We start from the raw sequence: 26,519 nt of genomic DNA on the forward strand, positions 1-26,519 counted from the left end.
ATGACAACGTTTTATTCATTAACAGTGGCAAAAGTGGAACCCGAAACCCGCGACGCGGTGACGATTACCTTCGCGGTGCCGCAGGCGCTGCAGGACGCCTACCGCTTCCGCCCCGGCCAGCACCTGACGTTAAAAACGAAGCTTGACGGAGACGATCTACGCCGCTGCTACTCCATCTGCCGGAGTAACGCCCCGGGCGAGATCAGCGTGGCGGTCAAAGCCATCGACGGCGGGCGCTTTTCCCGCTACGCCCGGGATGAGATCAAAGCGGGTATGGCTCTGGAGGTGATGGTGCCTCAGGGGCAGTTTGGCTACCAGCCGCGGGCTGAACGTGAAGGCCACTATCTGGCGATTGCGGCAGGCTCCGGGATCACCCCGATGCTGGCGATTATCTCCGCTACGCTTGCGACCGAACCCAACAGCCATTTCACCCTGATCTACGGCAACCGCAGCAGCCAGAGCATGATGTTCCGCCAGGCGCTGGCGGACCTGAAGGACAAATATCCGCAGCGGCTGCAGCTGGTCTCTATCTTCAGCCAGGAGCGGCTGGACAGCGATCTGCTCTTTGGCCGCATCGACGGAGAAAAGCTGCAGGCGCTGGCGAAAACCCTGATTAACTTCCGTCAGTACGACGAGGCGTTTATCTGCGGCCCGTCGGCGATGATGGATGATGCCGAAGCCACGCTGAAGGCGCTGGGGATGCCGGACAAAGCCATTCACCTTGAGCGCTTTAACACACCGGGCACTACCGTTAAACGCGCGGCGCACGTACAGGCGGAAGGTCAGAAAGTGACCGTTCGCCAGGACGGGCGTGACCGTGAAATCACCCTGACGGCGGACGACGAAAGCATCCTCGACGCCGCCCTGCGTCAGGGGGCGGATCTGCCGTACGCCTGCAAGGGCGGCGTGTGCGCCACCTGTAAATGCAAAGTGCTGCGCGGGAAGGTGGACATGGCGACCAACTACAGCCTGGAGCCGGACGAGCTGGCCGCCGGGTATGTGCTGAGCTGCCAGTCGCTGCCGTTAACCGCCGACGTGATTGTCGACTTCGACGCGAAGGGGATGGCATGAGCGAACTGATTGTTACCCGTCATGGCCGCGTGCTGCAGCTGACGCTCAACCGTCCGGCGGCGCGCAACGCCCTCAACAACGCGCTGTTAACCGAACTTGCTGAGCAGCTTGAGGCTGCCGCCGTGGATGCCGACATCGCCGTCTGCGTGATTTACGGCAGCGAGCGCTGCTTTGCCGCCGGGGCCGATCTCAACGAAATGGCGGAGAAAGACTTGCCCGCCACCCTGAACGATATCCGCCCGCAGCTGTGGGCGCGCATTAATGCGTTCAGCAAACCGCTGATCGCCGCCGTAAACGGCTTCGCGCTGGGGGCAGGCTGCGAGCTGGCGCTGCTGTGCGACGTGGTGATTGCTGGCGATAACGCCCGCTTTGGCCTGCCGGAAATCACGCTGGGCATTATGCCCGGTGCGGGCGGCACCCAGCGTCTTATCCGCAGCGTCGGTAAATCCCTTGCCAGCAAAATGGTGCTGACCGGCGAGAGTATTTCCGCGCAGCAGGCGCTGAGCGCCGGGCTGGTCAGCGATGTTTTCCCGGCCGCGCTGACGCTGGAGTATGCCTTGAAGCAGGCGGCGCTGATGGCGCGCCACTCGCCGCTGGCGCTGCAGGCGGCGAAGCAGGCGCTGCGCCAGTCTCAGGAGGTGCCGCTCCAGGCCGGGCTCGCGCAGGAGCGTCAGCTGTTTACGCTGCTTTCTGCCACCGAAGACCGCCGGGAGGGCATCGACGCCTTCTTACAAAAACGCACCCCCGACTTTAAAGGACGCTAATTGTGGAATTTATTCTCAGTCATGTAGAACAGGGCGTGATGACCATTACGCTGAACCGTCCGGAGCGTCTGAACAGCTTCAACGACGTGATGCACCAGCAGCTGGCCGAGTGCCTGAAACAGGCCGAGCGTGATGACACCGTGCGCTGCCTGCTGATCACCGGGGCAGGACGCGGCTTCTGTGCCGGTCAGGATCTGAACGACCGCAACGTCGACCCCAACGGCCCGGCGCCGGATCTGGGCATGTCCGTTGAAACCTTCTACAACCCGCTGGTGCGCCGCCTTGCAAAGCTGCCGAAGCCGGTCATCTGTGCCGTTAACGGCGTGGCGGCGGGCGCAGGGGCCACGCTGGCGCTCGGGTGCGACATGGTGATTGCCGCCCGCTCCGCCAACTTCGTGATGGCTTTCAGCAAGCTCGGCCTGGTGCCGGACTGCGGCGGCACCTGGCTGCTGCCGCGCGTGGCCGGACGCGCCCGCGCCATGGGGCTGGCGCTGCTCGGCGACAAGCTCAGCGCCGAACAGGCGCAGGCGTGGGGGATGATCTGGCAGGTGGTGGATGACGAACAGCTCTCCGCTACGGCGCAGCAGATGGCGCTGCACTTTGCCTCGCAGCCGACCTTCGGGCTGGGGCTGATCAAGCAGGCCATCAATGCCGCGGAAACCAACACCCTGGACGCCCAGCTCGATCTGGAGCGTGACTATCAGCGGCTGGCCGGGCGCAGCGACGACTACCGCGAGGGCGTCAGCGCCTTCCTGGCGAAGCGCACGCCGAACTTTACGGGGAAATAAGATGCTGAACGTACGGACTGTCGCCGTGATTGGCAGCGGCACGATGGGCGCCGGGATTGCCGAAGTGGCGGCCAGCCATGGGCATCAGGTGCTGCTCTACGACATCTCCAGCGATGCGGTATCCCGCGCTATCGACGGGATCCGCCAGCGTCTGGCCTCCCGGGTGACGCGCGGAAAACTCTCCGCCGATGCCGGGAGCCAGATCCTTGCCCGGCTGGTTCCGGTCACGGATATCACTGCGCTCTCCACAGCCGAACTGGTGATTGAAGCGGCATCCGAGCGGCTGGAGGTGAAAAAGGCGCTGTTTGCGCAGCTGGCTGACATCTGCCCGCCGCAGACGGTGCTGACCAGCAATACCTCGTCCATCTCCGTCACGGCGATTGCCGCGGATATCCACCACCCGGAGCGGGTCGCAGGGCTGCATTTCTTTAACCCGGCGCCGGTGATGAAGCTGGTTGAGGTGGTCAGCGGGCTGGCGACCTCCCCGGAAGTGGCAGACGCGCTGTGCGAGCTGGCGCTGAACTGGGGCAAACAGCCCGTTCGCTGCCAGTCAACGCCGGGGTTCATCGTCAACCGCGTCGCCCGTCCGTTCTATTCCGAAGCCTGGCGCGCGCTGGAAGAGCAGGTCGCGCCGCCGGAGGTGATTGATGCCGCCCTGCGCGAAGGCGGCGGTTTCCCGATGGGGCCGCTGGAGCTGACCGACATGATTGGTCAGGACGTGAACTTCGCGGTGACCTGCTCGGTATTTAACGCCTTCTGGCAGGAGCGTCGTTTTCTGCCTTCGCTGGTGCAGCAGGAGCTGGTGCTGGCGGGAAGGCTTGGCAAAAAGAGCGGGAAGGGCGTCTACGACTGGCAGGGCGACAGGCCCGAGGCGCGCTGGGCTGATGCCGTGAACGACAGCTACAGCCCGATGCGCGTGGAAAAGAGACGTGACGGTGTCACCGAAATTGATGATGTATATCTGATTGAAACGCAAGGAGAAACCGCCCAGGCGCTGGCACTGCGGCTCAACGGCCCGGTGGTGGTGGTGGACCGCATCGAGCGCGACGTAGCGGTGATCGCCGCCGCTGCCAGCAACCCGCATACCGCAACGCAAAAAGCCATCCGCTATCTGCAGCAGCAGGGTAACCGGGTAGTGCAAATTGCCGATTATCCCGGCCTGCTGGTCTGGCGCACGGTGGCGATGATTGCCAACGAAGCGCTGGACGCCCTGCAAAAAGGGGTCGCCAGCGAGAAGGACATCGACACCGCCATGCGCCTGGGCGTCAACTACCCGAGCGGGCCGATTGCCTGGGGCGAGCGTCTGGGCTGGCAACGGCTGCTAACGCTTCTGGAAAACCTGCAGCGTCATTACGGCGAAGAACGCTATCGCCCCTGTTCCCTGCTGCGCCAGCGCGCGCTTCTGGAGAGTAGCTATGAGTCATAACGCCTGGCATAACGCCCGCGCCATGTACGAACGGGACGCCTGCGCGCAGGCGATGGGGATGGACATTGTCGAGATGGACGAGGGCTACGCGGTGGTGACCATGACCATCACCCAGCAGATGCTTAATGGCCACAAAACCTGCCACGGCGGACAGCTATTTTCGCTGGCAGATACCGCCTTTGCCTACGCCTGCAACAGCCAGGGGCTGGCGGCGGTAGCCTCCGGCTGCTCAATTGATTTTCTGCGTCCGGGCTTTGCCGGGGACACGCTCACCGCCACCGCGCGGGTGATGCATCAGGGCAAGCTGACCGGTGTGTATGACATTGAAATCCAGAATCAGCAACAGAAAACCGTCGCCCTTTTTCGCGGAAAATCTCACCGCATCGGCGGCAATGTGACAGGAGAGGCCTGATGCGTGACGCATTTATATGTGATGGCGTTCGAACTCCGGTGGGGCGCTACGGTGGCGCGCTTTCCGCAGTCCGAACTGACGATCTTGGTGCCATGCCGCTGCGCGCGCTGCTGGCCCGCTACCCGCAGCTCGACCTGGAGCGGATTGACGACGTGATTTTCGGCTGCGCTAACCAGGCGGGGGAAGATAACCGCAACGTAGCGCGCATGTCGTCCCTGCTGGCCGGGCTGCCGCAGACGGTGTCCGGGACCACCATTAACCGCCTGTGCGGGTCGGGGCTGGACGCGATTGGTTTTGCGGCGCGCGCCATTAAGGCGGGCGATGGTGACCTGCTGATCGCGGGCGGCGTGGAGTCGATGTCCCGCGCGCCGTTTGTGATGGGTAAAGCCACCGCCGCGTTTCAGCGTCAGGCGGAGATCTTTGATACCACCATCGGCTGGCGATTTGTGAATCCGCTCATGCATCAGCAATTCGGAACTGACAGTATGCCGGAAACGGCAGAGAATGTAGCTGAATTGTTAAATATCAGCCGTACCGATCAGGACGCGTTCGCGCTGCGCAGCCAGCAGCGTACCGCGCAGGCGCAGCAGAACGGCATCCTGGCGCAGGAGATTGTACCGGTTTCGATCCCAGGTAAAAAAGGGGCAGTCACGGAATTCAGCGTGGATGAACATCCGCGGGCGGACACTACGCTTGAGCAGCTTGCTGGTCTGAAAACGCCGTTTCGTAAGAACGGGGTGGTCACGGCGGGAAATGCCTCCGGCGTCAACGACGGCGCGGCGGCGCTGATCGTCGCCAGCGAGAAGATAGCGCTGGCGCAGGGATTAGTCCCGCGCACCCGGATCGTGGCGATGGCGACGGCAGGCGTGGAGCCACGTCTGATGGGCCTCGGCCCGGTACCGGCCACCCGCAAGGTGCTGGAGCGCGCCGGACTCAGCATTAACGATATGGACGTGATCGAGCTTAACGAAGCTTTCGCCTCGCAGGCGCTGGGCGTTCTGCGTCAGCTGGGCCTGCCGGATAATGCCGCGCACGTCAACCCGAACGGTGGCGCGATTGCGCTGGGTCACCCGCTGGGAATGAGCGGCGCCAGGCTGGCGCTGGCCGCGAGTAATGAACTGCACCGACGCGGCGGGCGCTACGCGCTGTGTACGATGTGCATCGGTGTGGGTCAGGGCATTGCCATGATCCTTGAGCGTGTTTGAGCATAAAAACAATGTGAGTACCCTGCGATGACAAATACAACAAAGCTTGATCCGATTGAAACGGCCTCCCTTGATGAACTGCAGGCGCTGCAGACCGCGCGTCTGAAATGGACGCTGCACCACGCCTATAGCAACGTCCCGATGTATAAACGCAAGTTTGACGCCGCGGGCGTTCACCCTGACGATTTCAACGAGCTGGCGGATATCCGCAAATTCCCGTGCACCACCAAGCAGGATCTGCGTGATAACTATCCGTTCGATACCTTTGCCGTGCCGATGGAGCAGGTGGTGCGTATTCACGCGTCATCCGGCACTACCGGCAAACCGACCGTTGTCGGCTACACGCAGGGCGACATCGACAACTGGGCCAACCTGGTGGCACGTTCACTGCGCGCGGCGGGCGGCAGCGCGAAGGACAAAATTCACGTGGCGTATGGCTATGGCCTGTTTACCGGTGGGCTGGGCGCGCACTACGGCGCCGAGCGTTTAGGGGCGACGGTGATCCCCATGTCCGGCGGCCAGACGGAGAAACAGGCGCAGCTGATCCGTGATTTCCAGCCGGACATGATCATGGTGACGCCATCCTACTGCCTCAACCTGATTGAGGAGCTGGAGCGCCAGATGGGCGGCGATGCCAGCGGCTGTTCCCTGCGCGTGGGCGTCTTTGGCGCCGAGCCGTGGACGCAGGCCATGCGTCGCGAAATTGAAAAACGCTTAGGGATTACGGCGCTGGACATTTACGGCCTCTCCGAGGTGATGGGGCCGGGCGTGGCGATGGAGTGTATCGAAACCGCCGATGGCCCGACCATCTGGGAAGATCACTTCTACCCGGAGATCGTCAACCCGAACGACGGCACGCCGCTGGATGACGGTCAGCAGGGCGAACTGCTGTTCACCACGCTGACCAAAGAGGCGCTGCCGGTGATCCGCTACCGCACCCGCGACCTGACGCGTCTGCTCCCGGCCACCGCGCGCAGCATGCGCCGCATGGACCGGATCAGCGGCCGCAGTGACGATATGCTGATCATTCGCGGCGTCAACGTCTTCCCGTCGCAGCTGGAAGAGGAGATTGTGAAGTTCGAGCATCTTTCTCCGCACTACCAGCTGGAGGTGAACCGTCGCGGGCATCTTGATTCACTTTCCGTGAAGGTGGAGCTGAAAGAGAGTAGCCTCACGCTGACGCACGAGCAGCGTTGCCAGGTGTGCCACCAGCTGCGCCACCGCATTAAGTCGATGGTGGGGATCTCCACCGACGTAATGATTGTTAACTGCGGCAGCATTCCGCGCTCAGAGGGGAAAGCCTGCCGGGTGTTTGACTTACGTAAAGTTGCGGCCAACGGTTAAACAACTCCCCCTCATCCTAACCTTCTCCCCAAAGGGGAGAAGGGACTGTACGGTGCGGTCTTTTCCCTCCCCAGAAAGGGGATAAGGAACTGCTCGGTGCGGCCTTTTCCCCTCTCCCCTCAGGGGAGAGGGCCAGGGTGAGGGGGAAACCCCAGAATCCTATGCTATGATTCATCCAGGATAAAAATAACAACAGAATGAATCACATGAATAAACTCGACGCCTTTATCCAGCACGCGGTCAGCTCCGTTCCCGTCAGTGGGACATCGCTTATCTCCTCGCTATACGGTGACGCGCTTTCCCACCGCGGCGGTGAGATTTGGCTCGGCAGCCTGGCCGCCTTGCTGGAAGGCATGGGATTCGGCGAGCGTTTCGTGCGCACCGCGCTGTTTCGCCTCAACAAAGAGGGCTGGCTGGATGTTTCCCGCATCGGGCGTCGCAGCTTTTACCGCCTGAGCGATAAGGGGCTTCGCCTGACGCGCCGCGCGGAGAATAAGATTTACCGCGCGGAACTGCCCGCCTGGGACGGCAAATGGCTGTTGCTGCTCTCCGAGGGGCTGGATAAAACCACCCTTGCCGACGTCAAAAAACAGCTGATCTGGCAGGGTTTCGGCACGCTGGCGCCGAGCCTGATGGCCTCGCCGTCGCAGCATCTGGCGGACGTGCAGTCCCTGCTTCACGATGCCGGGGTGGCGGAAAACGTGATTTTCTTTGAAGCCCACTCGCCGCTGGCGCTCTCCCGCGCCGCGCTGCGTTCGCGGGTGGAGGAGTGCTGGCAGCTCACTGAACAAAACGCGATGTACGAGTCGTTTATCAACTCGTTCCGTCCGCTGCTGCCGCTGTTAAAAGAGGCCGCGCCGGAGGAGCTGACGCCGGAACGCTGCTTCCAGATCCAGCTGCTGCTGATTCACTTTTATCGTCGCGTGGTGCTGAAAGATCCGCTGCTGCCGGAAGAGTTGCTGCCCGCGCACTGGGCGGGGCAAAGCGCCCGACAGCTCTGCATTAATATCTATCAGCGTGTCGCGCCGGGGGCGCTGGCGTTTGTCAGCGAGAAGGGCGAAACCTCCGTGGGCGAACTGCCCGTGCCCGGCACGCTCTACTATCAACGCTTTGGTGGTCTTACAAGCGCATAAGGAGTGAAGATGCCAGTTTATCAAATTGACGGTCTGACCCCGGTCGTGCCTGACGAGAGCTATGTTCACCCGACGGCGGTGCTGATTGGCGACGTGATCCTGGGTAAAGGCGTTTATGTTGGCCCTAACGCCAGCCTGCGTGGTGATTTTGGCCGTATCGTCGTGAAAGACGGTGCGAACATTCAGGATAACTGTGTGATGCACGGCTTCCCGGAGCAGGACACGGTGGTGGAGGAGGACGGGCATATCGGCCACAGCGCCATTCTCCACGGCTGCGTGATCCGCCGTAACGCGCTGGTGGGCATGAACGCGGTAGTCATGGATGGCGCGGTCATCGGTGAAAACAGCATCGTCGGCGCGGCGGCGTTCGTGAAGGCGAAAGCGGAGATGCCCGCCAACCATTTGATTATCGGCAGCCCGGCCAAAGCGATTCGTGAGCTAAGCGAGCAGGAGCTGGCGTGGAAGCGGCAGGGCACGCGGGAGTATCAGGTGCTGGTGGAGCGCTGCAAGCTGACTATGCACCAGGTTGAACCGCTGCGCGAGGTAGAGCCTGACCGGAAACGGCTGACGTTTGACGAGAATTTAAGGCCGAAGTCGGCGAACCAGGGGTAAGGTCGTCTTTTTTCGCCATATCCATCAATAGCGCAATGCCAATGTAATTACTCCAGTTAAAGGTATTTTGCAGCACCACCACCGCATTGCCTTTTTCTTTGTCATAACCGATAAAGCTGGAGTAGCCGCCGATATAGCCGACCTGATAGGTGATTTTTTCCAGGCCGATAAAGTCGGTGGTCCAGGCAATACCCTGCACTCCGTCGGGGCGTTGAATATCGGTATTTCTGACTTCGTCAAAAACGCTGTCCAGCAAGGGACTGTGGGTCGTTGAGACGTGATAGCGGGCATAGGCCGCCAGATCTTCGGCGTTGCTGTACAAGCTCGCTGCCGCCGCCATGTTGTTGGAAAAATGCCAGTCCGGGGTGAGCTGCCCGCGCGGGATAAATTTTGGCTGATCGCCCGCGTGGCCGAGCGCCCGCTGCGGGTAGCCTTTGAGCTTCTGGGGCGTAAAGCTGCTGTTAGCCATGTGCAGCGGACGGAAAATATAGCGCGAGGCTAAACTCTGAATATCTTCCCCGGTTTTGTGCTTCAGGATATAGCCGATCAGGGCGTAGCCGGTATTGGAGTATTGCGGCGTTTTATCCTTCGGCGCTCGCCAGTTGGCGAGATAATTCAGCACGTTATCGCTGTCCAGCTCACCGTAGAAGTTATCACCCGTGCTTAAGTAGCGGATGAATTTTCCGAGCATCGGAACATCCATATTCTGGCGCGGCAGGCCGGAGGTGTGGGTTACCAGCTCCAGAAGAGTGATTTTTTGTGCATCCTTGCTTAGCGGCGTTCCCGCCGGTAGCAATGTCGCAAGGCTGTCGTTCCAGTTCAGTTGCCCCTCACTCACCAGACAGGCCACCACTTCCGCCGTGATCCCTTTGCTGAGCGAGCCGAGCGCAAACAGGGTGTCGGGCCTGACCGGATAGCGATTGACCGCATCGGTTACTCCCCAGGTATAAAACTGCGGTGAGCCGTGATTATGGATCACCGCGACCGTCATCCCGGGAACGGACTTTTGCGCCATGTAGTGACGCACCACGCTGTCAACGTCGCCATCCAGCGACTCATGGGTGAGAAGTTCCTGTGTACCTTCCGGGGAGGACATTTGTGAGAGCGTGCCGCAACCACTGAGGAGTGGGAGAGTAAGCAGAAGCCAGTGAATTTTTTTTGTTATGTTCTGCATACCTGATAGCGAGTGTGGTGATCATTGACGCGCCAGGAATGTACCACACTTAGCCTGCCATGAGGGAATTTTTCGGGTGACCCAATTACCGTCAATTTTGTGCCGGGAACGGAAGCGATATCCACCTGACAATGTTGCTGATATGATAATTTATTGTTAATCAGGAGGGGAAAATGGACACAAGCACGATTGTCACGTTATTCAAATTCAAACGCTGGGCAGACACGGAAACCTTACAAGCAATACAGAGGGTTGATGCCTCAGCCAATCCTGAAAAGCACCATCTGATGCTCAGACTTATGAATCATGTTTATGTCGTGGATATGATTTTCAGAGCAAATATTACTGGTCAAACGCATCAATACACCGCGTTGAATACGCCAGAAACGCCGTCTGCAGACGAGCTTCTGAATAACATGACTGAATGCACTGACTGGTATATTAAGCACGCAGGTTCAATGGACATTCCCGGACTTTCTGAAATCATCAAATTCCGCTTCGTCGATGGCGGACACGGTGAAATGAAAGCGGTGGATATGCTTAATCATGTGCTGTTTCACAGTATCTATCATCGCGGCGCTGTGGGCTGGATGCTTTCTGAAACGGGTATAACCCCTCCAAAGGATGTGCTAACCGTTTTTCTAAGAGATCATCATTAACATGACTCATTTTCATCAGCTTACCGCCGCCCGTCTGGATGGGCAGCTTATCTCTATGGCCGACTATGCGGGGAAGGTGGTTCTGGTCGTGAATACTGCCAGCCACTGTGGCTTTACGCCGCAATATGCGGGTCTTGAAGCGCTATACAAAAAATATGCCGAACGAGGGTTAGTGGTGCTGGGCTTCCCCTGCAACCAGTTCGGCAAACAGGAACCCGGCGGCACCGACGAAATCTCGAAAACCTGTTACATCAACTACGGCGTGCGTTTCCCGATGTTTGAGAAAGTCGAGGTCAACGGTAACGCAGCGCATCCGCTGTTTCGTTATCTGAAAAATGAATTGCCCGGCGTGCTGGGGGGGCGGATCAAGTGGAACTTTACTAAGTTTCTGATTGGACGCGACGGTAAACCACTCAAGCGTTTTGCACCGATGACTACGCCCGAGAAAATGGAGGGGGCGATTGTCGCCGCACTGGGAAGCCAGGCGTTGTAGGTGTTGGAACTTGCCTGGCGTCGATAACGTCCGAAATGCTGATGTTCACTTTTGTAACGAGCGACATTGCTATAAATGCCGGCCCGTTTCTCTATCCTACAGCACCTCAGTCACTTCAAATTCTTCTGCAATCAACTCCATATCTTCAGAAAAATGACCTTCGCTGGTGAAAAATCGCTGATGCTCTTTCTGCCAGTATTCAAGGCTTAAATCACCTTCACCTTCTTTACGGGCAAACGCCTCAGTAACATCACAAAAACGCACCAGCCGCATTGAAACGAGCCTGGTTACGCAAACAGGGACATTCTGACCATCGAGGATAATGTTATAGCTCCCGATCCTGGGAGCAGATTGTTCCTGCTGGTAAGAGGCAAAAGATCCGCACGAGGCCGTTTTAATCCCTTTTTTAATCAGATCCGCAAGCTCGCTGGCCAGCTCCGGACTGTCACCCATTTGCCAGGCCTCTGCGCCTGGATATTTCACTCTAATTTCCTCAACCGTAACCATTAAGAACCCTTTAAAACTGTCGATGATAAGAAACGTTATACGGGTTTTAGCATGCGCTGTCCCGACTTCATGTGTGAGCATTCTGTAGCCATGGATTCAGTAAAGCCTCGAAATGAGGGCAGCCGCGCCATTCAGGCAACCGAGCAATGACTGCTGACGTTTCCGTCTAATCAACCAGGTGATAAGTTACGGGGGCGATAAAAAACGCCACGATCAAACCTCATTAAAAGGGAACGTATGTCTTTACCGCCACTGTATGCGCTGCGCGCGTTTGAAGTTGCCGCGCGGCTGAACTCCTTCAGCAAAGCCGCTGAAGCATTGAATATCACTCCGGGGGCGGTCAGCAGGCATGTCCGGACCCTTGAACAGTGGTTCGACTGCGAGCTGTTTAAGCGGCAGGGGCCGAGAGTGGAGGTCAGTGACGCCGGGCGTATTCTTGCCGGGCAGCTTAGCGAAAGTTTCTCGAATATTGAGTGGGCCTGCCGCGCGTTCAGGAGTGAAAATCACCTTCTGCGCCTCAAGGCCCCCAGTACCCTGACGATGCGATGGCTTCTTAGTGTCCTGAAATCTTTTCGCGAGAACCATGCGAAGCCGAAAATCGAAATTGCCAGCGTCTGGATGGACTTCGACACCGTTGACTTCAGCCGTGAGCCATACGATTGTGCGATCCTCCTCGGTAATGGTTATTTCGGCGAGTCAACGGAGAGCAGCCTGCTTTTCAGCGAATGGCTTATTCCGGTTTGTCCCCCGTCGCTGCTCGAAAATGCCCGGCATCGGCTTGAACAGTGCGATCTTATCCATCCCTCACCGGACAGGCGGGACTGGAAGCGCTGGCTTAAAACGACGGGGTTATTTCCCGGTCTCGACATGAGCGGCGGGATTGTGTTCGACACGTTAGAGCAGGGAAGCCTGGCCGCCATGCACGGTCACGGCGTGGCGATGGCCGATCTCCGCCTCACGCTCGACGCCCTGAAAAGCGGGCTGCTCGCATTGCCCTTCAGGGAAGCCATCGCAACCGGTGACGGCTACTATCTTGTCTGGCCGAAACATTCGCTTAGAGGACAAAGTATTGAACGGTTGCTGGCGTGGCTTAACCTTAACGCGCCGGTTGTTCCTTCGTTGGATATCGTCTGTCTTGATTACAATGAAAAGCGTGTATGAAATAAAAAGCAGGATATTTCTCGCGGAATATCCTGCCTGTTAAATGTATTCAGGCGTAGGGAATATTTGCCATTTTCTTATATCTTTCCGGCAGGGCACTGTTCAGATCGAGTAATTTGTCCAGAATATAAAGCGCAGGCGTTCCTTTTGCGCGCTCGGCGTCGATCAGTGCCGCGCGTATCACATTGGCAGCCGAGGTCATTTTGCTGAAATACTCTTCTGATTCCGGCGTCTGGACTTCCCCGGACACTGCGTAACGCACCCGAGGCCAGTCAGCGAAGTCAGGGAGGGTAAGGGCTGCATCGTCTTTTGGAACGTGTGCCGAGAGCAACGCTTCGGCGTTACCCGGATTGCGTTGAGCGAAAGACAGGAGATGCAGTCGATGGATAAATGGCGAAAGCGCTTCAGCGCGATCGCTATCTGACGAAAGTAACGTGATGAGCGCATGTATATTTTCACCGGCGGTGTTTTTTTCAGGTGAGATCAATTTAATTAGATGAAATAAAACATCGAGTGTCATAGGTGCTCCATATACATATATTATTATTTGAATTTTGCTATCAATTTCTGGCCAGCAATATACCAGGGTGAAGGGATGGTATTTCAACGCGGATAGGTTTGAAAAACGATAAATAGTGGCAGTCAATGTGAGTTTTACTCAACATGGGATGATGATCTACTATCCTTCACACTACCTCATGGGTACGCATGAAAAACCGGATTCATTCATTAACTCATTGTTAATTATGAAGAAAAAAGAAATGTTGTTTGCATCGCTTTTATACTGTTTTTCGGCGTTGCAGTTGAGTGTGTATTGCAGAATGAGGTGTTATGGCGGGCGAGAACAAGTTAAGCGACAAGGTGTTAAAAGCCTACATGGTAAACCGCTGCCGCGTCAAAAGATGTTGGCCGATGGACGGGAACTGTCCGCCAGAGTCAGTATGAGTGGCGCTGTGAGCTTTGTTTATTTCTTCAGACATTCCGGCCGACAAAGCGCCCCCGTCTGGATGACGTTAGGCAAGTATCCAGATATGACACTTAAACAGGCCAGAGAGAAAAGGGACGAGTGCCGGGCATGGTTTTCTCCGGGACTCGATCCACGGAAAGAGAACAAACTCACCAAAGAGAAACTGTTCACTCCAGTAACTGTGTAGAACGCTATCGATTACTGGTGTGATATCTATGCCAGTGAAAAGCGCAAAGAGCAAAGAGACTGTACTTATTTTAATTTTTTCTACCTGGTCCAAATATTTTTCCGATTAAATTCATCTCTTCAAGGTCAGGGGTGAATTGCAGCATTAAAAACTCTTCTAAGGGATGACCGAAGCTAGCCTTTGATGTATTAAGATCCATCGTAGGATTATCTTGCATAAACTTAATTAAATGTTGAAATGTTGTGTAAGATAATACATCGGAAATAAACGTGATTGCTGAGTTTTCAACGCGAATATCAACTTCGAACTTCCCATTTTTGGGTCTCGGATCATGTGATAAATTGGTTATTTCTGATTCGACATATTCGGTTTTGGTTATGTATGTTCTATTCCTTGCCCCATTTAAAAAATTAACTATTCGGGAAAAATCTTTTTTCATTGTTTTTAATACGCCGTAATCTATGTTATCACTTACAATTTGTAATTTCACATCGGTGTTGAACTTTTCAATTATACGGGTACAGAGTGATAGAGCTGTAATTAAGATGTTTTGTAGTAACTGAGAGTGCATGGACTCTTTTTGTTGTTCCGGGTTGAGTCCAACAAAAGATGCATATGATGAGGTATATATTACAGAATAAAAAAACTTTAGATTAAATTTTTTAAATAACTCTTTGATTAAATCAATGACTTTGGCTTGCTGAGTTTTATCTAACTCTGACATGTGAAGTTTTTTTATGGGATCGAGGTTGAGTTTGCTTAATCCACTCTCTATCTTTTCTTGTAGGATTGGGACATTCCAGTCATTAATAAGGAATCCTGCCATTACTCCTATTTCGTGGAAGGGTCTTGAGTTTGAATAACCTTTGTCACCAGATTCATCTATGAAAAAATATATTGTTGTTTTATTCATACAATCTCCTTAAATCAATATCTTGTCGGTTTAATTACGCGCTGTTGATATTTTTTAAAAATCCCATTAACCTTTAGGATCTATTCCACTTTTGCGAATTTTTTCTCTGCACTCTTTTTTTACCCATGAGCTAAAATTGCCTTCACCAGCCAAAATGTCTATTTGATTAAGTAATTCATCTTCGAGGCGGATGATCTTTCTTGTGCTATTTGAACGATCAGTTTTGTTTTTGGCATTCTTCTCTTACATTGGTTCATGCCACTGTGTTAGCGTTAATTTGAATAGTATGAACCACTTTATATGCGAATACCACAAAAAGCAACGCCCTGAAGTGGTGGAACACTGCCGAGGCGTCTAACCAAATCGTTAACAGGAGTAACGACTATGGCTGGAACTCAGCATACCCAAACACGGCCCTGATTTACATGACTATTCCCTGGTACGCCGCGAGGTCACTCCTGTCTCCAGGTAGTTCTGCGCACCGTTGCAGACACTGAAGACACTGGCCCGTGCAAAGTTCTGCGGCTGGGACTTAACCTTTGCCGCTAAAATCCGAACCGAAAGCCCGCTCTCAGTGGCGTGGGTGGATTATGAGAACCAGACCCTGTGGAGCAATTCAAATAATTCATATGCAACTCGCAATATTAGAGTTGCATATATTCAATATTTAACTAATTGCCTCGTAAGGTTCTTGATATGATTTCATCTATATTTGGGCTGTAGAGTGATATTGTATAGTAACCATCAATCCCAGCTAAATAATTGTCATAAATATCTTTTGTTACACGCTCGGAATCTGCGAAGTAGACGTAATTCCCCTTGAGTTCTGTATCGGAGTAACTTATTTCAGAATAATGATGAAGTTCAATGTTTATTAGATTGATACCTTTATCGTTAAAATTTTTTATGATTTGTTTTTTTAGGTTGCTGAATAATAAGATGTTGTACTCACCTATGCCCCCTGACATGCGATCTTTTCCGCCGGACTTCTTTGATTGTACAGAGAAGTAATCAACGTAGAATTTTTTTTCATATGATTTGTTGTTAAGGGTATATGCAACATTCATGATTGAATGGAGTTTATAGTTATAATTGTTTATGGAATAACCTTCGTTGAATATATCAAATTTTTCTGATTGTGTTGGTGTGTAATCTTTTCCGAAAAGTTGGTTGATGCTTAAAATAAAAAGTGGTGAGTATTGGAGTTTTGATATTCTATTTTGCTCAAGGCTGAAGGTTACACTAAGTATAAAAGTTGCGAACGCTAATATGAATTGTATTGTAGGCGAAATAAATGAAGTAATTTTAAATCCAGACTTTGTCATTTTTTAATCCACTGCGTTAATGAAAATGGGGGCGCTTGTGTATAGCAGGTGTTTAGCAGTTCCCGTTTAAAGGGGTAATTGTAAACTAAAAGATTAGTAAGTTCAGAGGGGTATTTTCATAGCATTGCATAATGATCCACTATACTTATGCCCCGAACCAGTGACATGAGGGTGGTATGTCTGGCGAGAACTTATCCAGAATGGGCGCAGCAAAAGTCCATCTAATTGTGGATCACCATGGCAATCAGGTAATAGAAAAATGCCCTGTTAGCGATGTTGAATATGGCTTTTATACGCGTGCGGCGGAACCACTCAGCGGCGTTGTTGAATCCCCGCGGTTGCTTCACGCCGACCCACGCCGACGCAGCCTGACGCTCGAATACGTTCCTCATAAGATCTCCCAGGATGAGGTTGCAGGGAACGAGATATTGAGGCAACTTTCACGCCTTCACAATTATCCTGCCGACGCCGAATGGATGTATCACACCCACACCTGGTCTGCGTCAGCGCTTGAAAAATCTCTGTCTCTTCTGGAATTGCCCGCCCGCGCTGAGCGGCAGATGCGACGTTTTCAACAAGCGGGCAGCGTTTTGTTTCGTCAGAAATGTTTAATTTCAGGCGATACCAATGCGGGTAACTGGGGCAGAAGAGAAAACGGCGATACGATACTTTTCGACTGGGAAAGATTCGGCACCGGCAGCCCGGCTATCGACCTTGCTCCGCTGGTTAAGGGGATGGGCTCAAAACAAAGCATTTTACAACTTGCCGAGCGCTACTGTGTTTTTGCCACGCATCTGGACGCAGACAGGTTAGCCAGAGAAATCGCTCTCGCCAAGGCATGGATTGTTACTGAAGTCGTGTTACTCCTGCACGAAAGGAAAAAGAGCGACCTTAATCTCTATCTTACCTGGTACAGAGAACATCTGCCCGGCTGGCTGGATGAGTTCCTCTCTCTGCTTTGAGCACGTTGTAACAGAACATGCGAACCCCATGCAGCGTTTTGTTTCATAAATGCCATCGCTCATCGACCTTTCAGGATGGTATAACGTCGTGCGGCTATCGGGTTGCCGTAGACTGCCCACATTCACAAAGGCTTATATGAAACAAATTACCTTCAGTGACCTGCAGCAGCAAAGCGAGCAGGCCGCAAATTCTCCTCGCTTACGGGCGCACCGTAATTTACATCCTGAGCTGAGCGACCCGGTGCAGCGCCTGGCTATCGCCATGGAGCCCGGCACCTATGTTCGCCCCCATCGCCACCCGCATACGTTTGAGCTGCTGACGGCGCTGAGCGGTCGCTTTCTGGTATTGAACTTCGATGACAGCGGGAACGTGACCCGGCGCGTGGTGTTAGGCGAAGAGTGCAAAGTGCTGGAGATGGATGCCGGCACCTGGCATGCCGTGCTGTCGCTGGATAAAGGCGGCGTTATTTTTGAGGTTAAGCACGGCGGCTACCAGCCTGTTCCTGAGCAGGATACCGCCCCCTGGTCACCGGCGGAGAATGCGCCCGGTACCGCGGCGCTGATGAAATGGTACGCTCAGGTGCAGGTGGGTGACGGGGGTTTTACCCTGTAATTTTTCTCTTATTTGCCCGGCGCGCGGAAAGCCGCGCCGGGAAAGAGAGACGATCCCGCCAACTCAACCGACCGTATTAAAATGCCAGTCTCCGGCAGTCGACAGCGTCACGAACGGACCGGCCAGCGTGCTGTTGTGATGCGCGATGATGTCATTGGCGGATAAATGTGCATTATCCATTGTTGTATGTGCATCTGAAATCAATACCGTCCTGAAACCCAGCTCCGGCGCGGCCCGGCAGGTGGTGTCGACACAAAAATCTGTTTTCATCCCGGCAATGACCAGCTGTTTGATGCCTCGCTGATTAAGTTCACGCTGCAAATCGGTTTCCCGGAAACAGCTGGGATAGCGCTTGGTGAAAACAACATCCTGCTCCTTCACGTCCAGCTCGGGTATCAGCTGTGTTAAGGGACCCTTCTCTGAGTGCGGGGAGTCGTCTGGTCCAATATGGCGGGCAAAAAAGACGGGTACCTGCGCATGCCGCGCGTTGGCTATTAATAAACGGATATTTGCCAGAACGGCATCGGCGGAACTGGGGGAAACTGGGCCCCGGAAGAGGCCCTGCTGCATGTCGATGATTAAGAGAGCATTGTCAGATGAAACCATTTTCTTTCTCCATTCAGAGGGTGGTGAACGGAGAGAGATTTCCCCGTCCTGGCCGGCGGGGATTGAGGTTCTGTTTGTCAGTCGTTCGCTACAGATACGCTCGCACCGCCGAAGGTTCCGGTGGTGGTGAGGGTGGTTGTTGGCTGAACTGACTGATACATAACATGGCCTTTGTTAATACATTCCGCTGTATACGGAATTATCGCGTTAGTTATAACGTTGCTTAACTCATTCCTTCAATACACCAACTTGAGTAGGGGCCTGATGCAGCGGCAGGAAGGCGTCTGCAAACATGTCAGGCTCATAGCCTGCAGCGGTATAAAGATGCTGACGTGATTCATCAATCGCTGCACGGAGACGTGCTCTGTCCACGCCCAGCACGTTGCCGCCTTGCTTAACGATGCGTCCGCCAATCATCACGGTGTCAATATTGCTGCGCTCTGCTGCATGCACGACCGTGCCAAAGGCATTTCCGGAGGGGTAAAGGTTCAGATCCCCCGCGTTAATCAGGATCAGATCGGCCTTCTTGCCCGGCGTCAGGCTGCCGACTTTCTCCTGCAGACCGGCGCACGCCGCGCCATCGAGAGTGGCGGCCTTCAGAAGCTGGGCTGCCTGAAGCGTTTTCGGGGAATGTGCGCTGCGACAGCCGTGTTGTTGATGCATACCCATAACGCGCTGCAGGTAAAACGCTACGCGCATCTCCATAAACATGTCACCGCTGTAGGACGTTTCATTATCCACGCTTAGGCCAGGGTGAATGCCGTGGCGCATCGCTGACTGAATGGCAAACATCCCGTCCTCAATGCCGTAGTGTGCGTCGGAGCGAGGGCAGACGTTTACCCTCACGCCAGCATCTCTCAGGATCGCCCAGCCTTCGTCAGGCAGCGCCGTGCAGTGATTAAAGATATTATCCGCGCCCAGCAGTCCCTCCTGCCGCAATACCGCAAGCCGTGAGGCCATCTCACCGCCGAAAAATTCAGTGACGATCGGTAGCCCGAGCCTGCGCGCCTCAGCCCACATCTCCGGCTCCAGCTGCGCCATCACCGCCAGCGACACAAGTCCGTCCGGGTTGTCCCGGAAATACTTTTCCTGCAGGCGTTGCCAGTTTCCTGGCCAGTGTGCGGTATCCCATTCCCCGGAAACCGGTGCGCCTGAAGCGTGAATGGCGCGGATCCCCGCATCCAGAAGCGCCTCGACGGCGGCATCCGAATGGGCTGCGCTGCGGCTGTTGTGGGAATTATCAATGACGGTGGTGATCCCGGCGTCAATACAGCCCAGCGCGGAGAGGAGGTTGCCAACGTACATATCGGCAGGGCGGTAGTATTTCGCAAATGAGAAATGCGTGGCGTTGCAGTAGTCTTCCAGCGATTCCGCGTTGGGGTTGATGCGACGCAATTGCCCCTCCCAGGCGTGGCGATGGGTGTCCACCATCCCCGGCATAGCAATCATGTTTGTAGCATCAATAACCCTCGCTCCCTTTGCCTCCAGGTTTTCGCCGACAGCCACAATGGTGGGCCCGGCGATCAGGATCTCGCCGCGTTCAATACTGCCCACGCTCTCATCCATGCTGAGGATCGTAGCGCCACGGATGAGCGTCGCCGGGGAAGTGGTGTTTTGATTATTCACAATATTTCTTGCGTAGCCGGTCATTTTCAGTCTCTTTCTGTCATTAGTACCGAAACGCTACGCCACTTAATTAACGCGAAAAAGATGCGCAATGCGTTTTCATTATTCATAATTAGCGAATAATTAAATTTATAAAGGCTTTGGGACAAATGGATCGTATCCAGGCAATGCAAATCTTTGTGCGGGTGGCGGAGTCCGGCAGCTTCGTTCGCGCGGCTGAAACACTCTTCCTGCCTTCATCAACGGTCACCAGCACGATTAAAAATCTGGAAAAATACCTGCAGGTGCGCCTGCTGAACAGGACGACACGGCGGGTGAGCGTGACGCCGGAAGGTTTACAGTACCTGACGCACTGTCGGGAAATTCTCTCATTAATCGAGCAGGCGGAGTCCAGCCTGAGCGATTCCGGCAGTCGGCCACAGGGACGCCTGCGGGTAGATATGCCTGCCGGGATTGCTCATCACATCGTGATGCCACATCTGGACGAGTTCTGCCGTCTTTATCCGGATATCTACCTGACGATCGGCGTCAGCGATCGCCAGGTTGACCTGGTGCAGGAGGGCGTCGACTGTGTAATTCGAACAGGGGAACTGAATAACTCCACGCTGGTAGCCCGTCCTCTGGGCCGTTTTCGCTGGGTCACCTGCGCCTCGCCGGACTATCTCCGGGAATACGGTATTCCCCAGTCGCCCGATGCGCTGAGCGGGCACCGGGCGGTTCACTATTTTTCCGGGCAGAGACGACGCGCGAACGAATTGCGCTTCGTTCAGGGCAATGAAATGCGGTCTGTTCCAGTGAGCGGTGCTGCCGCCGTCAATGATACGGAGCTTTATATCCAGATGTGTCTTAAGGGTTTTGGGCTGGTGCAGGTTGCCGGGAATATTGTCGCAGAGCATCTGCGCGAGGGAAGGCTGGTGGAGGTGCTGGCGGACTGGCAGCCGCCGTCGGTGCCCGTCACGCTGCTTTATCCCCACCAGCGTTATCTTTCTCCTGTCGTGCGCGCTTTTGCTGACTGGATAGCCGGGATTATTTAATACTCCCAAGCCCCTCCAGAAAATCCTCAACCTGCTCAGGCGTAGCCGTGTCTGCCTGGTAAAGGATATCGAGCTTAACGTTCTTCAACCCGCAGAAGCCAAATACACCTTCGATAATCTGCGTCTGAATCGCCGTCGAATAGCCATGTTTGTCGAATCCGGCGAGATCGCTGCCGCCGGTGGCAATCAGGCGGACGGGAACGTCCCGTAGGTTGCCCACAATCCGTCCGTCGTCGGCCACCTTATACGCCCAGTTCAGGGTTAAAACGCGATCGAACCAGCCTTTCAACAGCGCGGGGACCGACCACCAGTACACCGGGAAGACAAACACCAGCATTTCCGCCCGCTCGACGCGCTGCTGCTCGCGCAAAATATCGTCGGGAAGCGCGCTCGGATCGCCGTGATAGAAATCGAGATCGGCGCGGGTCATCGCCGGATTAAACCCTTCAGCATGCAGATCGGCGATCTCAACCTGTGTACCTTGCTCGCGTAATTTCCCGGCAATGCGGGTAGCCAGCGTATGGGATAAGGACGTGTCGACAGGGTGAGCCGTCACGATCAGCGCGTTATTGATGGCGTGTGTTGCAGACATAGCGACCTCGCAATGGGTGAGAACTGATGTCTATATTACTATTGGTAACTTATGTGTCAATCCGCCCCAGGCGATCATTTTGTGCTATTCACGTAGGTCTCCAGCACCCCGATCATCGCGCCGCTGAGCGTATCTTCCGCCACGTTCCGGGCGAGCACGCCGTTACCCGCGGCCGTGCTGAGCGCGTCTGCCGCACCGATAATGGCCGTCAGAGCTGCTTCTCCCTGAACGCCTTTCAGTACGACGAACGGGGAAAGCGCGGTACGCAGGCAGTCGGCACATTCGGCCACGCATGCCTCCCGAAACGTCTGCAACGCGCGGGAGCCGGATAGCGCCGCTGCGATTGGCCCGGTTTCAGGCCCGGCGGAAATGGCGCAGTCGATATAAGCGGCGCTGAAAAAGCGGATCGTCTTTTCCAGCGTTTTGCTGTCGACCGCCAGCGTCTCACGGAATTTCGCCAACTGCCGATCGCTATAGTCCTGGTACAGCGCCATCAGCAGCCCTTCACGATCGCCGAAGTGGTCGTAGGGGATAGGCTTGGTCACGTTGGCTCGCTCCGCCAGGTAGCCAAGGGTCAGCGCCTCCGTGCCTTGCTGACGAATGATTCCGCGCGCAACCTCCAGCAGCTGCACGCGGCGGTCCACTTTTCTCAAGCGCTTAACAACCATGCTTTCCTCTGAACTGTTATCTACTCATGGTAGTTTACACGTTTTCTGCGGGGTGCTGCACCCGTTGTTCCGCAGGGCGGATCCGGAACCAGATCGCATACATCGCGGGCAGGAAGACGAGTGTGACAATCGTCCCGCCCAGCGTTCCGCCGATTAGCGTGTAAGCCAGCGTGCCCCAGAACACCGAATGCGTCAGGGGGATGAACGCCAGCACGGCGGCCAGTGCCGTCAGCAAGACGGGCCTGGCTCGCTGGACCGTTGCCTCGACCACCGCCCGGAACGGATCGAGACCCTCGTTCTGGTTATGATTGATTTGGCCAATCAGGATCAGCGTATTGCGCATAAGAATCCCGGAAAGGGCGATCAGGCCGACCAGCGCGTTGATGCCAAACGGCTGATTGAAAATCAGCAGGGTCGGCACCACGCCAATCAGCCCCAGCGGGGCGGTTAAGAACACCATCACCATCGCCGAGATTGAGCGCACCTGCAAAATGATGATCAGCAGCGTCAGGGCAATCATAATCGGGAACAATGGAATCATTGCCTGCGTGGCTTTTCCCGATTCCTCAATCGAACCCGCCATGTCAATACGGTACCCGGCCGGCAGCGACTCAACAATCGGCTGGAGCTGCTTCATGATGGCGACCGACACGTCCGGTGGCTGAAGGCCGTCGGCGATATCACCGCGCACGGTGATTGTGGGGGTACGATCGCGACGGCGCAGAATCGGATCTTCCATACCGATCTCAATCTTGCCGATTTGAGACAGCGGAAGGCGCTGTCCCGCATTGCCGACCAGGGTGAAGCCCTCAATTTTCGCCGGATCGAGACGGATATCACCCGCCGCGCGTCCAATGACCTCTACCGAACGAATATCTTCCCGTACGGAGGTTATCGGCACGCCTGATAGCAGGAACTGAAGCTGCTCGGCAACGGCGCTGGAGGTTAAGCCGGTCGCCTGCAGGCGGCTTTGATCGAGAGTGAAATGCAATACCGGAACGCGCGACCCCCAGTCGGTGTTGACGGTCCGCATCATCGGGCTTGCCTGAAGCACGGCTTTCACCTTATCAGCAATGTCGCGCACCTTGCTCACGTCCGGGCCTGATACACGCCAGGCGACCGGGAAGGGCGAGTACGGGCCAAACACCAGCTGCGTCACCCGTACGCGCGCTTCGGGCGCAAGGCCGTTGGCGACAGCGTCTCTCAGCCGGAGCTTGAGCGCCTCGCGTGACGTCTCGCTGTCCGTCAGGATCACAATTTTCGCAAAAGACGGGTCGGGCAGTTCAGGCGCCATCGCCAGATAAAAGCGGGGCGAACCCTGACCAATATAGGCAGTGACAATGTTGGCTTCAGGCTGCTGGCCCAGCCACGCTTCGATTTTTGCCGCTGCGGCGCTGGTTTGCTCAATCGAGGTGCCGTAGGGCATCTGCACCTCAACCAGCACTTCCGGGCGATCGGAGGTCGGGAAAAATTGTTTTTTTACCAGACCCATGCCGAGCACGGCCAGGATGAAAATGGCGACCACCGACCCGGCCACTCGCCATTTTCTGGCGATAACGCGGGCAAGCAGCTGGCGAAAACGGTTATAGCGAGGCGTGTTATAGATGGCGGCATGGCCTCCTTCTACTTTAGGGATCGATGGCAGGATCTTCACCCCCAGATAGGGCGTGAACACCACGGCGACGAACCACGAGGCAATGAGAGCGAGGCCAACTACCCAGAACATGTTGCTGGTGTATTCTCCGGCGGTCGACTGGGCAAAACCATTCGGCATAAAGCCAATGGCCGTCACCAGGGTACCGGCCAGCATCGGCGCGGCGGTGTGGCTCCAGGCGTAGGCCGAGGCTTTGATTCTGTCGTAACCTTCCTCCATTTTCACCACCATCATTTCAATGGCGATAATGGCATCATCAACCAGCAGGCCGAGGGCGAGGATCAGGGAGCCCAACGTGACGCGGTCAAAGTTTATCCCCGCCGCCTCCATCACCACGAAGACCACCGCCAGCGTCAGCGGCACCGCCGCCGCAACCACCACCCCCACGCGCCAGCCCATGCTGACAAAACACACCACCATGACAACCAGCAGGGCGACGAAGAATTTAATCATGAACTCGTCAACCGACGAGCGAATATTCACGGACTGGTCGGTGACCTTGGTCAGGGTCATGCCAAGCGGCAGACTCTCATTAATTTTCGCCGTTTCCGCATCCAGCGCTTTACCCAGCGTCAGGCCGTTCCAGCCCTCGCGCATCACGATGCCGAGCAGCAGGGCGGGCTCATGCTGGTTACGTATCAGCATCGTCGGGGGATCTTCGTAGCCGCGTTCAACCGTGGCGATGTCGGACAGCCTGAGCGTTTTGCCCCGGGCCACAACGGGCGTATCGCGGATCTTCTGCAGTTCGTCGAACGCGCCGTCGAGGCGGATAAAGATTTGTGCGCCTCGGGTCTCGATGGAGCCCGCCGCGGTCAATGCGTTCTGGCCGTTAAGTGCGTTAAAAATGTCCTCAGGGGCGAGGCCCATCGTCGCCAGACGGTCATGGGAGAAGGCGATATAAATCCGCTCGGCCTGTTCGCCAATAATGTTCACTTTCTTGACGCCGGGAACGTGCAGAAGCTGCTGGCGCAGGCCTTCGGCATCACGTACCAGCTGCCGCTGCGGTTCGCTTTTTGCTTTCAGGGCAAAAAGGGCAAAGGTGACATCCGAGAATTCGTCGTTGATCATCGGGCCGATGACGCCCGTCGGAAGACGCTGCGATTCATCTCCAAGCTTCTTCCGCGCCTGATAGAACTCCTCCTGCACCTCGGCAGGCGGGGTTTTGTCCTGCAACGACAAGGTGATAAACGCCATGCCGGGACGGGTATAAGTTTCCGTCCGGTCATACCATTTAAGTTCCTGCAGCCGCTTTTCCAGCGGCTCGGCGACCTGATCCTGGATCTCCTGCGCGGTCGCCCCCGGCCAGACGGTTATCACCGTCATTTGCTTCACCGTGAAGGGCGGGTCTTCCGCGCGCCCGAGCCCAAAGAAGGCGTAAATTCCGGCGATGGTAACGAGAACGATCAGAAACAGCGTGACGGAACGCTCACGCACGGCCAGCGCTGACAGGTTGAAGCGGCTTCCGCTCATGGCGCGCTCTCCGCAAGTGTGGCATTGCGTTGCGCGGCAAGCCTGACAATTTCACCTTCATGTAAAAGGTGTGCGCCTAACGCCACAATCTTCTCGCCGGGCTTCACGCCGCCCGCAATCTGCACCGCATCTTCACCCACGCTCAGCACCCTGACGGGCGTCCAGGCGACCTTTGCAGGCGGAGCAGAAATGCGCCAGACGCCGGGGCCGTTGCCCGCATCGTAGAGCGAGGCCAGCGGGACCTGCATGACCTGACCTTCCGCTTTATTGTGCTGAATGTTAATCGTGACGGTCGCCCCCAGCGGCGCGTTCGCCAGCGGCCCGTCCAGCACGTAACGAGCTTCGTAGGTGCGGGTTGTGGCATCGGCCGAGTCAGACAGCAGGCGCAGCGTTGCGGTGACCGGGTGTTCTTCATTGCCATACAGCGTGGCCTGCGCTTCGCTGCCGACGGCAGGGCGCAGCGTTTCCGGAAGCTGCACGAGCGCTTCACGCTGTCCCGCTCTGGCGAGCCTGATCGCCACCTGTCCGGCACTGACGACCTGACCCGGCTCGGCGAGCGTCTCCATGACCACGCCGTCAGAATCCGCCAGCAGGACGGCATAGCCCGTGGCGTTGTGCGCCACGCTGGCCTGCGCCCGTGCCGCGCTGAGTTCTGCTCTGGCGGTATCCGCCGCCGCTTTGATTTGGTCATACTCGGAGGCGGACACCGCGCCGGTGGCCACCAGACCACGATAGCGCGCCTCATCGCTGGAGGCTTTTCGCGCGCGCGCCTGGGCTGCGTCCACCGCGCGCTGCTGCGCCTGGGCCTGAAATTTCAGGTCAATTGGATCCAGGCGCAGCAAGGGCTGGCCCTGTTTGACGGTCTGACCCGTATCAACCAGGCGTTCAAGGATTTTCCCCTGAACCCTGAAGCCTAAATCGCTCTGCGTTCTGGCAACCACCACGCCCGTGAAGGCGCGGGCGGTATTGTTCGCAAGCTCGACGGAGACGGATCGGACAAGCGGTGGCTTTGTGCGCGGATCGTCACTCGCGGAAATATCGCCGCATGCCGCGAGGGCAAACGGCAGGAGACAAACGGCAACGTGGGCTGAAGTGAGCCTGAGCATGGGAAACCCTTATTGAGGTAACAGGATAGTTTCCGCATTCTGTGATT

The 26,519-nt window shown here is 56.0% G+C and carries 27 protein-coding genes; 16 read left to right on the top strand and 11 right to left on the bottom strand.

Translation table 11 applies throughout. The features are described 5' to 3' along the window. The 9 genes from paaE (at window position 1) to paaY (ending at window position 8,755) form a co-directional block, all read left to right on the top strand. Window positions 1–1,071, top strand: a complete 1,071-nt coding sequence (gene paaE / locus AC4ICF_RS10925; protein ID WP_316379055.1) for a 1,2-phenylacetyl-CoA epoxidase subunit PaaE — start codon at window positions 1–3, stop codon at window positions 1,069–1,071. Beyond that, window positions 1,068–1,835 (top strand): 2,3-dehydroadipyl-CoA hydratase PaaF, encoded by a 768-nt coding sequence (gene paaF / locus AC4ICF_RS10930; protein ID WP_316379056.1) that lies wholly within the window; start codon window positions 1,068–1,070, stop codon window positions 1,833–1,835. The genes paaE and paaF overlap by 4 nt, the downstream gene beginning before the upstream one ends. Further along, window positions 1,835–2,623 (top strand): 2-(1,2-epoxy-1,2-dihydrophenyl)acetyl-CoA isomerase PaaG, encoded by a 789-nt coding sequence (gene paaG, locus AC4ICF_RS10935; protein ID WP_116340151.1) that lies wholly within the window; start codon window positions 1,835–1,837, stop codon window positions 2,621–2,623. Before paaF ends, paaG begins: the two co-directional genes overlap by 1 nt. Before the next feature lies 1 nt (window position 2,624). Further along, complete coding sequence (gene paaH / locus AC4ICF_RS10940; protein WP_316379057.1) at window positions 2,625–4,049, top strand: 3-hydroxyacyl-CoA dehydrogenase PaaH; 1,425 nt, start codon at window positions 2,625–2,627, stop codon at window positions 4,047–4,049. Beyond that, complete coding sequence (gene paaI / locus AC4ICF_RS10945) at window positions 4,039–4,461, top strand: hydroxyphenylacetyl-CoA thioesterase PaaI (RefSeq protein ID WP_316379058.1); 423 nt, start codon at window positions 4,039–4,041, stop codon at window positions 4,459–4,461. Before paaH ends, paaI begins: the two co-directional genes overlap by 11 nt. Next, a complete protein-coding gene (gene pcaF, locus AC4ICF_RS10950; protein WP_316379059.1) occupies window positions 4,461–5,666 on the top strand; it encodes a 3-oxoadipyl-CoA thiolase in 1,206 nt (401 codons plus the stop codon). Before paaI ends, pcaF begins: the two co-directional genes overlap by 1 nt. Window positions 5,667–5,693: 27 nt before the next feature. Next, window positions 5,694–7,010 carry a phenylacetate--CoA ligase PaaK gene (gene paaK / locus AC4ICF_RS10955; protein WP_116340143.1) on the top strand — a complete coding sequence of 439 codons (1,317 nt, stop codon included), beginning with the start codon at window positions 5,694–5,696 and terminating at the stop codon, window positions 7,008–7,010. A gap of 197 nt (window positions 7,011–7,207) precedes the next feature. After that, entirely contained in the window at window positions 7,208–8,143 is a 936-nt protein-coding gene (gene paaX, locus AC4ICF_RS10960) for a phenylacetic acid degradation operon negative regulatory protein PaaX (RefSeq protein ID WP_021241337.1), read from the top strand. Between the two features lie 9 nt (window positions 8,144–8,152). After that, window positions 8,153–8,755 carry a phenylacetic acid degradation protein PaaY gene (paaY, locus tag AC4ICF_RS10965; protein ID WP_023327376.1) on the top strand — a complete coding sequence of 201 codons (603 nt, stop codon included), beginning with the start codon at window positions 8,153–8,155 and terminating at the stop codon, window positions 8,753–8,755. Here paaY and AC4ICF_RS10970 read toward each other — a convergent pair. Beyond that, complete coding sequence (locus tag AC4ICF_RS10970) at window positions 8,658–9,929, bottom strand: serine hydrolase domain-containing protein (RefSeq protein WP_316379060.1); 1,272 nt, start codon at window positions 9,927–9,929, stop codon at window positions 8,658–8,660. The two genes, paaY and AC4ICF_RS10970, sit on opposite strands and share 98 nt — an antisense overlap. A 173-nt stretch (window positions 9,930–10,102) precedes the next feature. Here AC4ICF_RS10970 and AC4ICF_RS10975 point away from each other — a divergent pair, with 173 nt between their 5' ends. Together AC4ICF_RS10975 and AC4ICF_RS10980 are read left to right on the top strand one after the other, a co-directional pair. Beyond that, the gene (locus AC4ICF_RS10975; protein ID WP_316379061.1) at window positions 10,103–10,588 is read left to right on the top strand and encodes a DinB family protein; all 486 of its coding nucleotides are present in this window, start codon (window positions 10,103–10,105) and stop codon (window positions 10,586–10,588) included. Between the two features lies 1 nt (window position 10,589). After that, the gene (locus tag AC4ICF_RS10980; protein WP_316379063.1) at window positions 10,590–11,081 is read left to right on the top strand and encodes a glutathione peroxidase; all 492 of its coding nucleotides are present in this window, start codon (window positions 10,590–10,592) and stop codon (window positions 11,079–11,081) included. Between the two features lie 96 nt (window positions 11,082–11,177). Here the strand turns inward: AC4ICF_RS10980 and AC4ICF_RS10985 are convergent, their stop codons facing one another. Beyond that, window positions 11,178–11,588, bottom strand: coding sequence for an ASCH domain-containing protein (locus tag AC4ICF_RS10985; RefSeq protein ID WP_302218829.1), 411 nt, complete (start codon window positions 11,586–11,588; stop codon window positions 11,178–11,180). A 237-nt stretch (window positions 11,589–11,825) separates the two neighbouring features. Between AC4ICF_RS10985 and AC4ICF_RS10990 the strand changes: the two genes are divergently transcribed. Further along, window positions 11,826–12,749, top strand: coding sequence for a LysR substrate-binding domain-containing protein (locus tag AC4ICF_RS10990; protein WP_192981335.1), 924 nt, complete (start codon window positions 11,826–11,828; stop codon window positions 12,747–12,749). A gap of 49 nt (window positions 12,750–12,798) precedes the next feature. Here the strand turns inward: AC4ICF_RS10990 and AC4ICF_RS10995 are convergent, their stop codons facing one another. Then, entirely contained in the window at window positions 12,799–13,269 is a 471-nt protein-coding gene (locus tag AC4ICF_RS10995) for a hypothetical protein (RefSeq protein ID WP_316379064.1), read from the bottom strand. A 115-nt stretch (window positions 13,270–13,384) separates the two neighbouring features. On the opposite strand from AC4ICF_RS10995, the gene AC4ICF_RS11000 reads away from it, so the two are divergent. Further along, entirely contained in the window at window positions 13,385–13,903 is a 519-nt protein-coding gene (locus tag AC4ICF_RS11000; RefSeq protein WP_316379065.1) for an Arm DNA-binding domain-containing protein, read from the top strand. 70 nt (window positions 13,904–13,973) lie between these two features. Here the strand turns inward: AC4ICF_RS11000 and AC4ICF_RS11005 are convergent, their stop codons facing one another. Next, entirely contained in the window at window positions 13,974–14,816 is an 843-nt protein-coding gene (locus AC4ICF_RS11005; RefSeq protein ID WP_316379066.1) for a DUF3800 domain-containing protein, read from the bottom strand. Between the two features lie 671 nt (window positions 14,817–15,487). Further along, complete coding sequence (locus tag AC4ICF_RS11010) at window positions 15,488–16,141, bottom strand: hypothetical protein (RefSeq protein ID WP_316379067.1); 654 nt, start codon at window positions 16,139–16,141, stop codon at window positions 15,488–15,490. Between the two features lie 176 nt (window positions 16,142–16,317). Here AC4ICF_RS11010 and AC4ICF_RS11015 point away from each other — a divergent pair, with 176 nt between their 5' ends. Both AC4ICF_RS11015 and AC4ICF_RS11020 read left to right on the top strand, forming a co-directional pair. Further along, window positions 16,318–17,103 (top strand): phosphotransferase family protein, encoded by a 786-nt coding sequence (locus AC4ICF_RS11015; RefSeq protein WP_316379068.1) that lies wholly within the window; start codon window positions 16,318–16,320, stop codon window positions 17,101–17,103. Window positions 17,104–17,239: 136 nt separating this feature from the next. Further along, the gene (locus tag AC4ICF_RS11020) at window positions 17,240–17,716 is read left to right on the top strand and encodes a WbuC family cupin fold metalloprotein (protein WP_316379069.1); all 477 of its coding nucleotides are present in this window, start codon (window positions 17,240–17,242) and stop codon (window positions 17,714–17,716) included. A 63-nt stretch (window positions 17,717–17,779) separates the two neighbouring features. Here the strand turns inward: AC4ICF_RS11020 and AC4ICF_RS11025 are convergent, their stop codons facing one another. Then, window positions 17,780–18,322, bottom strand: a complete 543-nt coding sequence (locus AC4ICF_RS11025; protein ID WP_316379070.1) for a cysteine hydrolase family protein — start codon at window positions 18,320–18,322, stop codon at window positions 17,780–17,782. A gap of 228 nt (window positions 18,323–18,550) precedes the next feature. Then, the gene (locus tag AC4ICF_RS11030) at window positions 18,551–19,972 is read right to left on the bottom strand and encodes an amidohydrolase family protein (protein ID WP_316379071.1); all 1,422 of its coding nucleotides are present in this window, start codon (window positions 19,970–19,972) and stop codon (window positions 18,551–18,553) included. A gap of 125 nt (window positions 19,973–20,097) precedes the next feature. Here AC4ICF_RS11030 and AC4ICF_RS11035 point away from each other — a divergent pair, with 125 nt between their 5' ends. Next, window positions 20,098–20,982: a LysR family transcriptional regulator gene (locus AC4ICF_RS11035; protein WP_116340117.1), complete on the top strand. Its 885-nt coding sequence runs from the start codon at window positions 20,098–20,100 to the stop codon at window positions 20,980–20,982. Here AC4ICF_RS11035 and AC4ICF_RS11040 read toward each other — a convergent pair. The 4 genes from AC4ICF_RS11040 to AC4ICF_RS11055 all read right to left on the bottom strand — a co-directional run bounded on the left by AC4ICF_RS11040 (window position 20,975) and on the right by AC4ICF_RS11055 (window position 26,472). Beyond that, window positions 20,975–21,574: an NAD(P)H-dependent oxidoreductase gene (locus tag AC4ICF_RS11040; RefSeq protein ID WP_116340115.1), complete on the bottom strand. Its 600-nt coding sequence runs from the start codon at window positions 21,572–21,574 to the stop codon at window positions 20,975–20,977. The genes AC4ICF_RS11035 and AC4ICF_RS11040 overlap by 8 nt on opposite strands. A gap of 74 nt (window positions 21,575–21,648) precedes the next feature. Continuing rightward, window positions 21,649–22,242, bottom strand: coding sequence for a TetR/AcrR family transcriptional regulator (locus AC4ICF_RS11045; protein ID WP_316379072.1), 594 nt, complete (start codon window positions 22,240–22,242; stop codon window positions 21,649–21,651). 34 nt (window positions 22,243–22,276) lie between these two features. Continuing rightward, a complete protein-coding gene (locus tag AC4ICF_RS11050; protein WP_316379073.1) occupies window positions 22,277–25,366 on the bottom strand; it encodes an efflux RND transporter permease subunit in 3,090 nt (1,029 codons plus the stop codon). Continuing rightward, complete coding sequence (locus tag AC4ICF_RS11055) at window positions 25,363–26,472, bottom strand: efflux RND transporter periplasmic adaptor subunit (RefSeq protein WP_316379074.1); 1,110 nt, start codon at window positions 26,470–26,472, stop codon at window positions 25,363–25,365. The genes AC4ICF_RS11050 and AC4ICF_RS11055 overlap by 4 nt, the downstream gene beginning before the upstream one ends. Window positions 26,473–26,519: the final 47 nt, after the last annotated feature.

The sequence above is a fragment of the Enterobacter sp. ECC_219_Taxon_10 genome, assembly GCF_058354905.1.

Bases quoted from the DNA above. Each gene is read 5' to 3' on its own strand.
- AC4ICF_RS11025 (WP_316379070.1), bottom strand. From the start codon at position 18,322: ATGGTTTCATCTGACAATGCTCTCTTAATCATCGACATGCAGCAGGGC.
- AC4ICF_RS11055 (WP_316379074.1), bottom strand. From the start codon at position 26,472: ATGCTCAGGCTCACTTCAGCCCACGTTGCCGTTTGTCTCCTGCCGTTT.
- paaK (WP_116340143.1), top strand. From the start codon at position 5,694: ATGACAAATACAACAAAGCTTGATCCGATTGAAACGGCCTCCCTTGAT.
- AC4ICF_RS11045 (WP_316379072.1), bottom strand. From the start codon at position 22,242: ATGGTTGTTAAGCGCTTGAGAAAAGTGGACCGCCGCGTGCAGCTGCTG.
- AC4ICF_RS11030 (WP_316379071.1), bottom strand. From the start codon at position 19,972: ATGACCGGCTACGCAAGAAATATTGTGAATAATCAAAACACCACTTCC.
- AC4ICF_RS10985 (WP_302218829.1), bottom strand. From the start codon at position 11,588: ATGGTTACGGTTGAGGAAATTAGAGTGAAATATCCAGGCGCAGAGGCC.
- paaY (WP_023327376.1), top strand. From the start codon at position 8,153: ATGCCAGTTTATCAAATTGACGGTCTGACCCCGGTCGTGCCTGACGAG.
- paaF (WP_316379056.1), top strand. From the start codon at position 1,068: ATGAGCGAACTGATTGTTACCCGTCATGGCCGCGTGCTGCAGCTGACG.
- AC4ICF_RS10995 (WP_316379064.1), bottom strand. From the start codon at position 13,269: ATGACACTCGATGTTTTATTTCATCTAATTAAATTGATCTCACCTGAA.
- AC4ICF_RS10975 (WP_316379061.1), top strand. From the start codon at position 10,103: ATGGACACAAGCACGATTGTCACGTTATTCAAATTCAAACGCTGGGCA.
- pcaF (WP_316379059.1), top strand. From the start codon at position 4,461: ATGCGTGACGCATTTATATGTGATGGCGTTCGAACTCCGGTGGGGCGC.
- AC4ICF_RS11005 (WP_316379066.1), bottom strand. From the start codon at position 14,816: ATGAATAAAACAACAATATATTTTTTCATAGATGAATCTGGTGACAAA.
- AC4ICF_RS10970 (WP_316379060.1), bottom strand. From the start codon at position 9,929: ATGCAGAACATAACAAAAAAAATTCACTGGCTTCTGCTTACTCTCCCA.
- paaH (WP_316379057.1), top strand. From the start codon at position 2,625: ATGCTGAACGTACGGACTGTCGCCGTGATTGGCAGCGGCACGATGGGC.
- AC4ICF_RS11040 (WP_116340115.1), bottom strand. From the start codon at position 21,574: ATGTCTGCAACACACGCCATCAATAACGCGCTGATCGTGACGGCTCAC.
- AC4ICF_RS11020 (WP_316379069.1), top strand. From the start codon at position 17,240: ATGAAACAAATTACCTTCAGTGACCTGCAGCAGCAAAGCGAGCAGGCC.
- AC4ICF_RS10980 (WP_316379063.1), top strand. From the start codon at position 10,590: ATGACTCATTTTCATCAGCTTACCGCCGCCCGTCTGGATGGGCAGCTT.
- AC4ICF_RS11015 (WP_316379068.1), top strand. From the start codon at position 16,318: ATGTCTGGCGAGAACTTATCCAGAATGGGCGCAGCAAAAGTCCATCTA.
- AC4ICF_RS11010 (WP_316379067.1), bottom strand. From the start codon at position 16,141: ATGACAAAGTCTGGATTTAAAATTACTTCATTTATTTCGCCTACAATA.
- AC4ICF_RS11050 (WP_316379073.1), bottom strand. From the start codon at position 25,366: ATGAGCGGAAGCCGCTTCAACCTGTCAGCGCTGGCCGTGCGTGAGCGT.
- paaE (WP_316379055.1), top strand. From the start codon at position 1: ATGACAACGTTTTATTCATTAACAGTGGCAAAAGTGGAACCCGAAACC.
- paaI (WP_316379058.1), top strand. From the start codon at position 4,039: ATGAGTCATAACGCCTGGCATAACGCCCGCGCCATGTACGAACGGGAC.
- paaX (WP_021241337.1), top strand. From the start codon at position 7,208: ATGAATCACATGAATAAACTCGACGCCTTTATCCAGCACGCGGTCAGC.
- AC4ICF_RS11035 (WP_116340117.1), top strand. From the start codon at position 20,098: ATGGATCGTATCCAGGCAATGCAAATCTTTGTGCGGGTGGCGGAGTCC.
- AC4ICF_RS10990 (WP_192981335.1), top strand. From the start codon at position 11,826: ATGTCTTTACCGCCACTGTATGCGCTGCGCGCGTTTGAAGTTGCCGCG.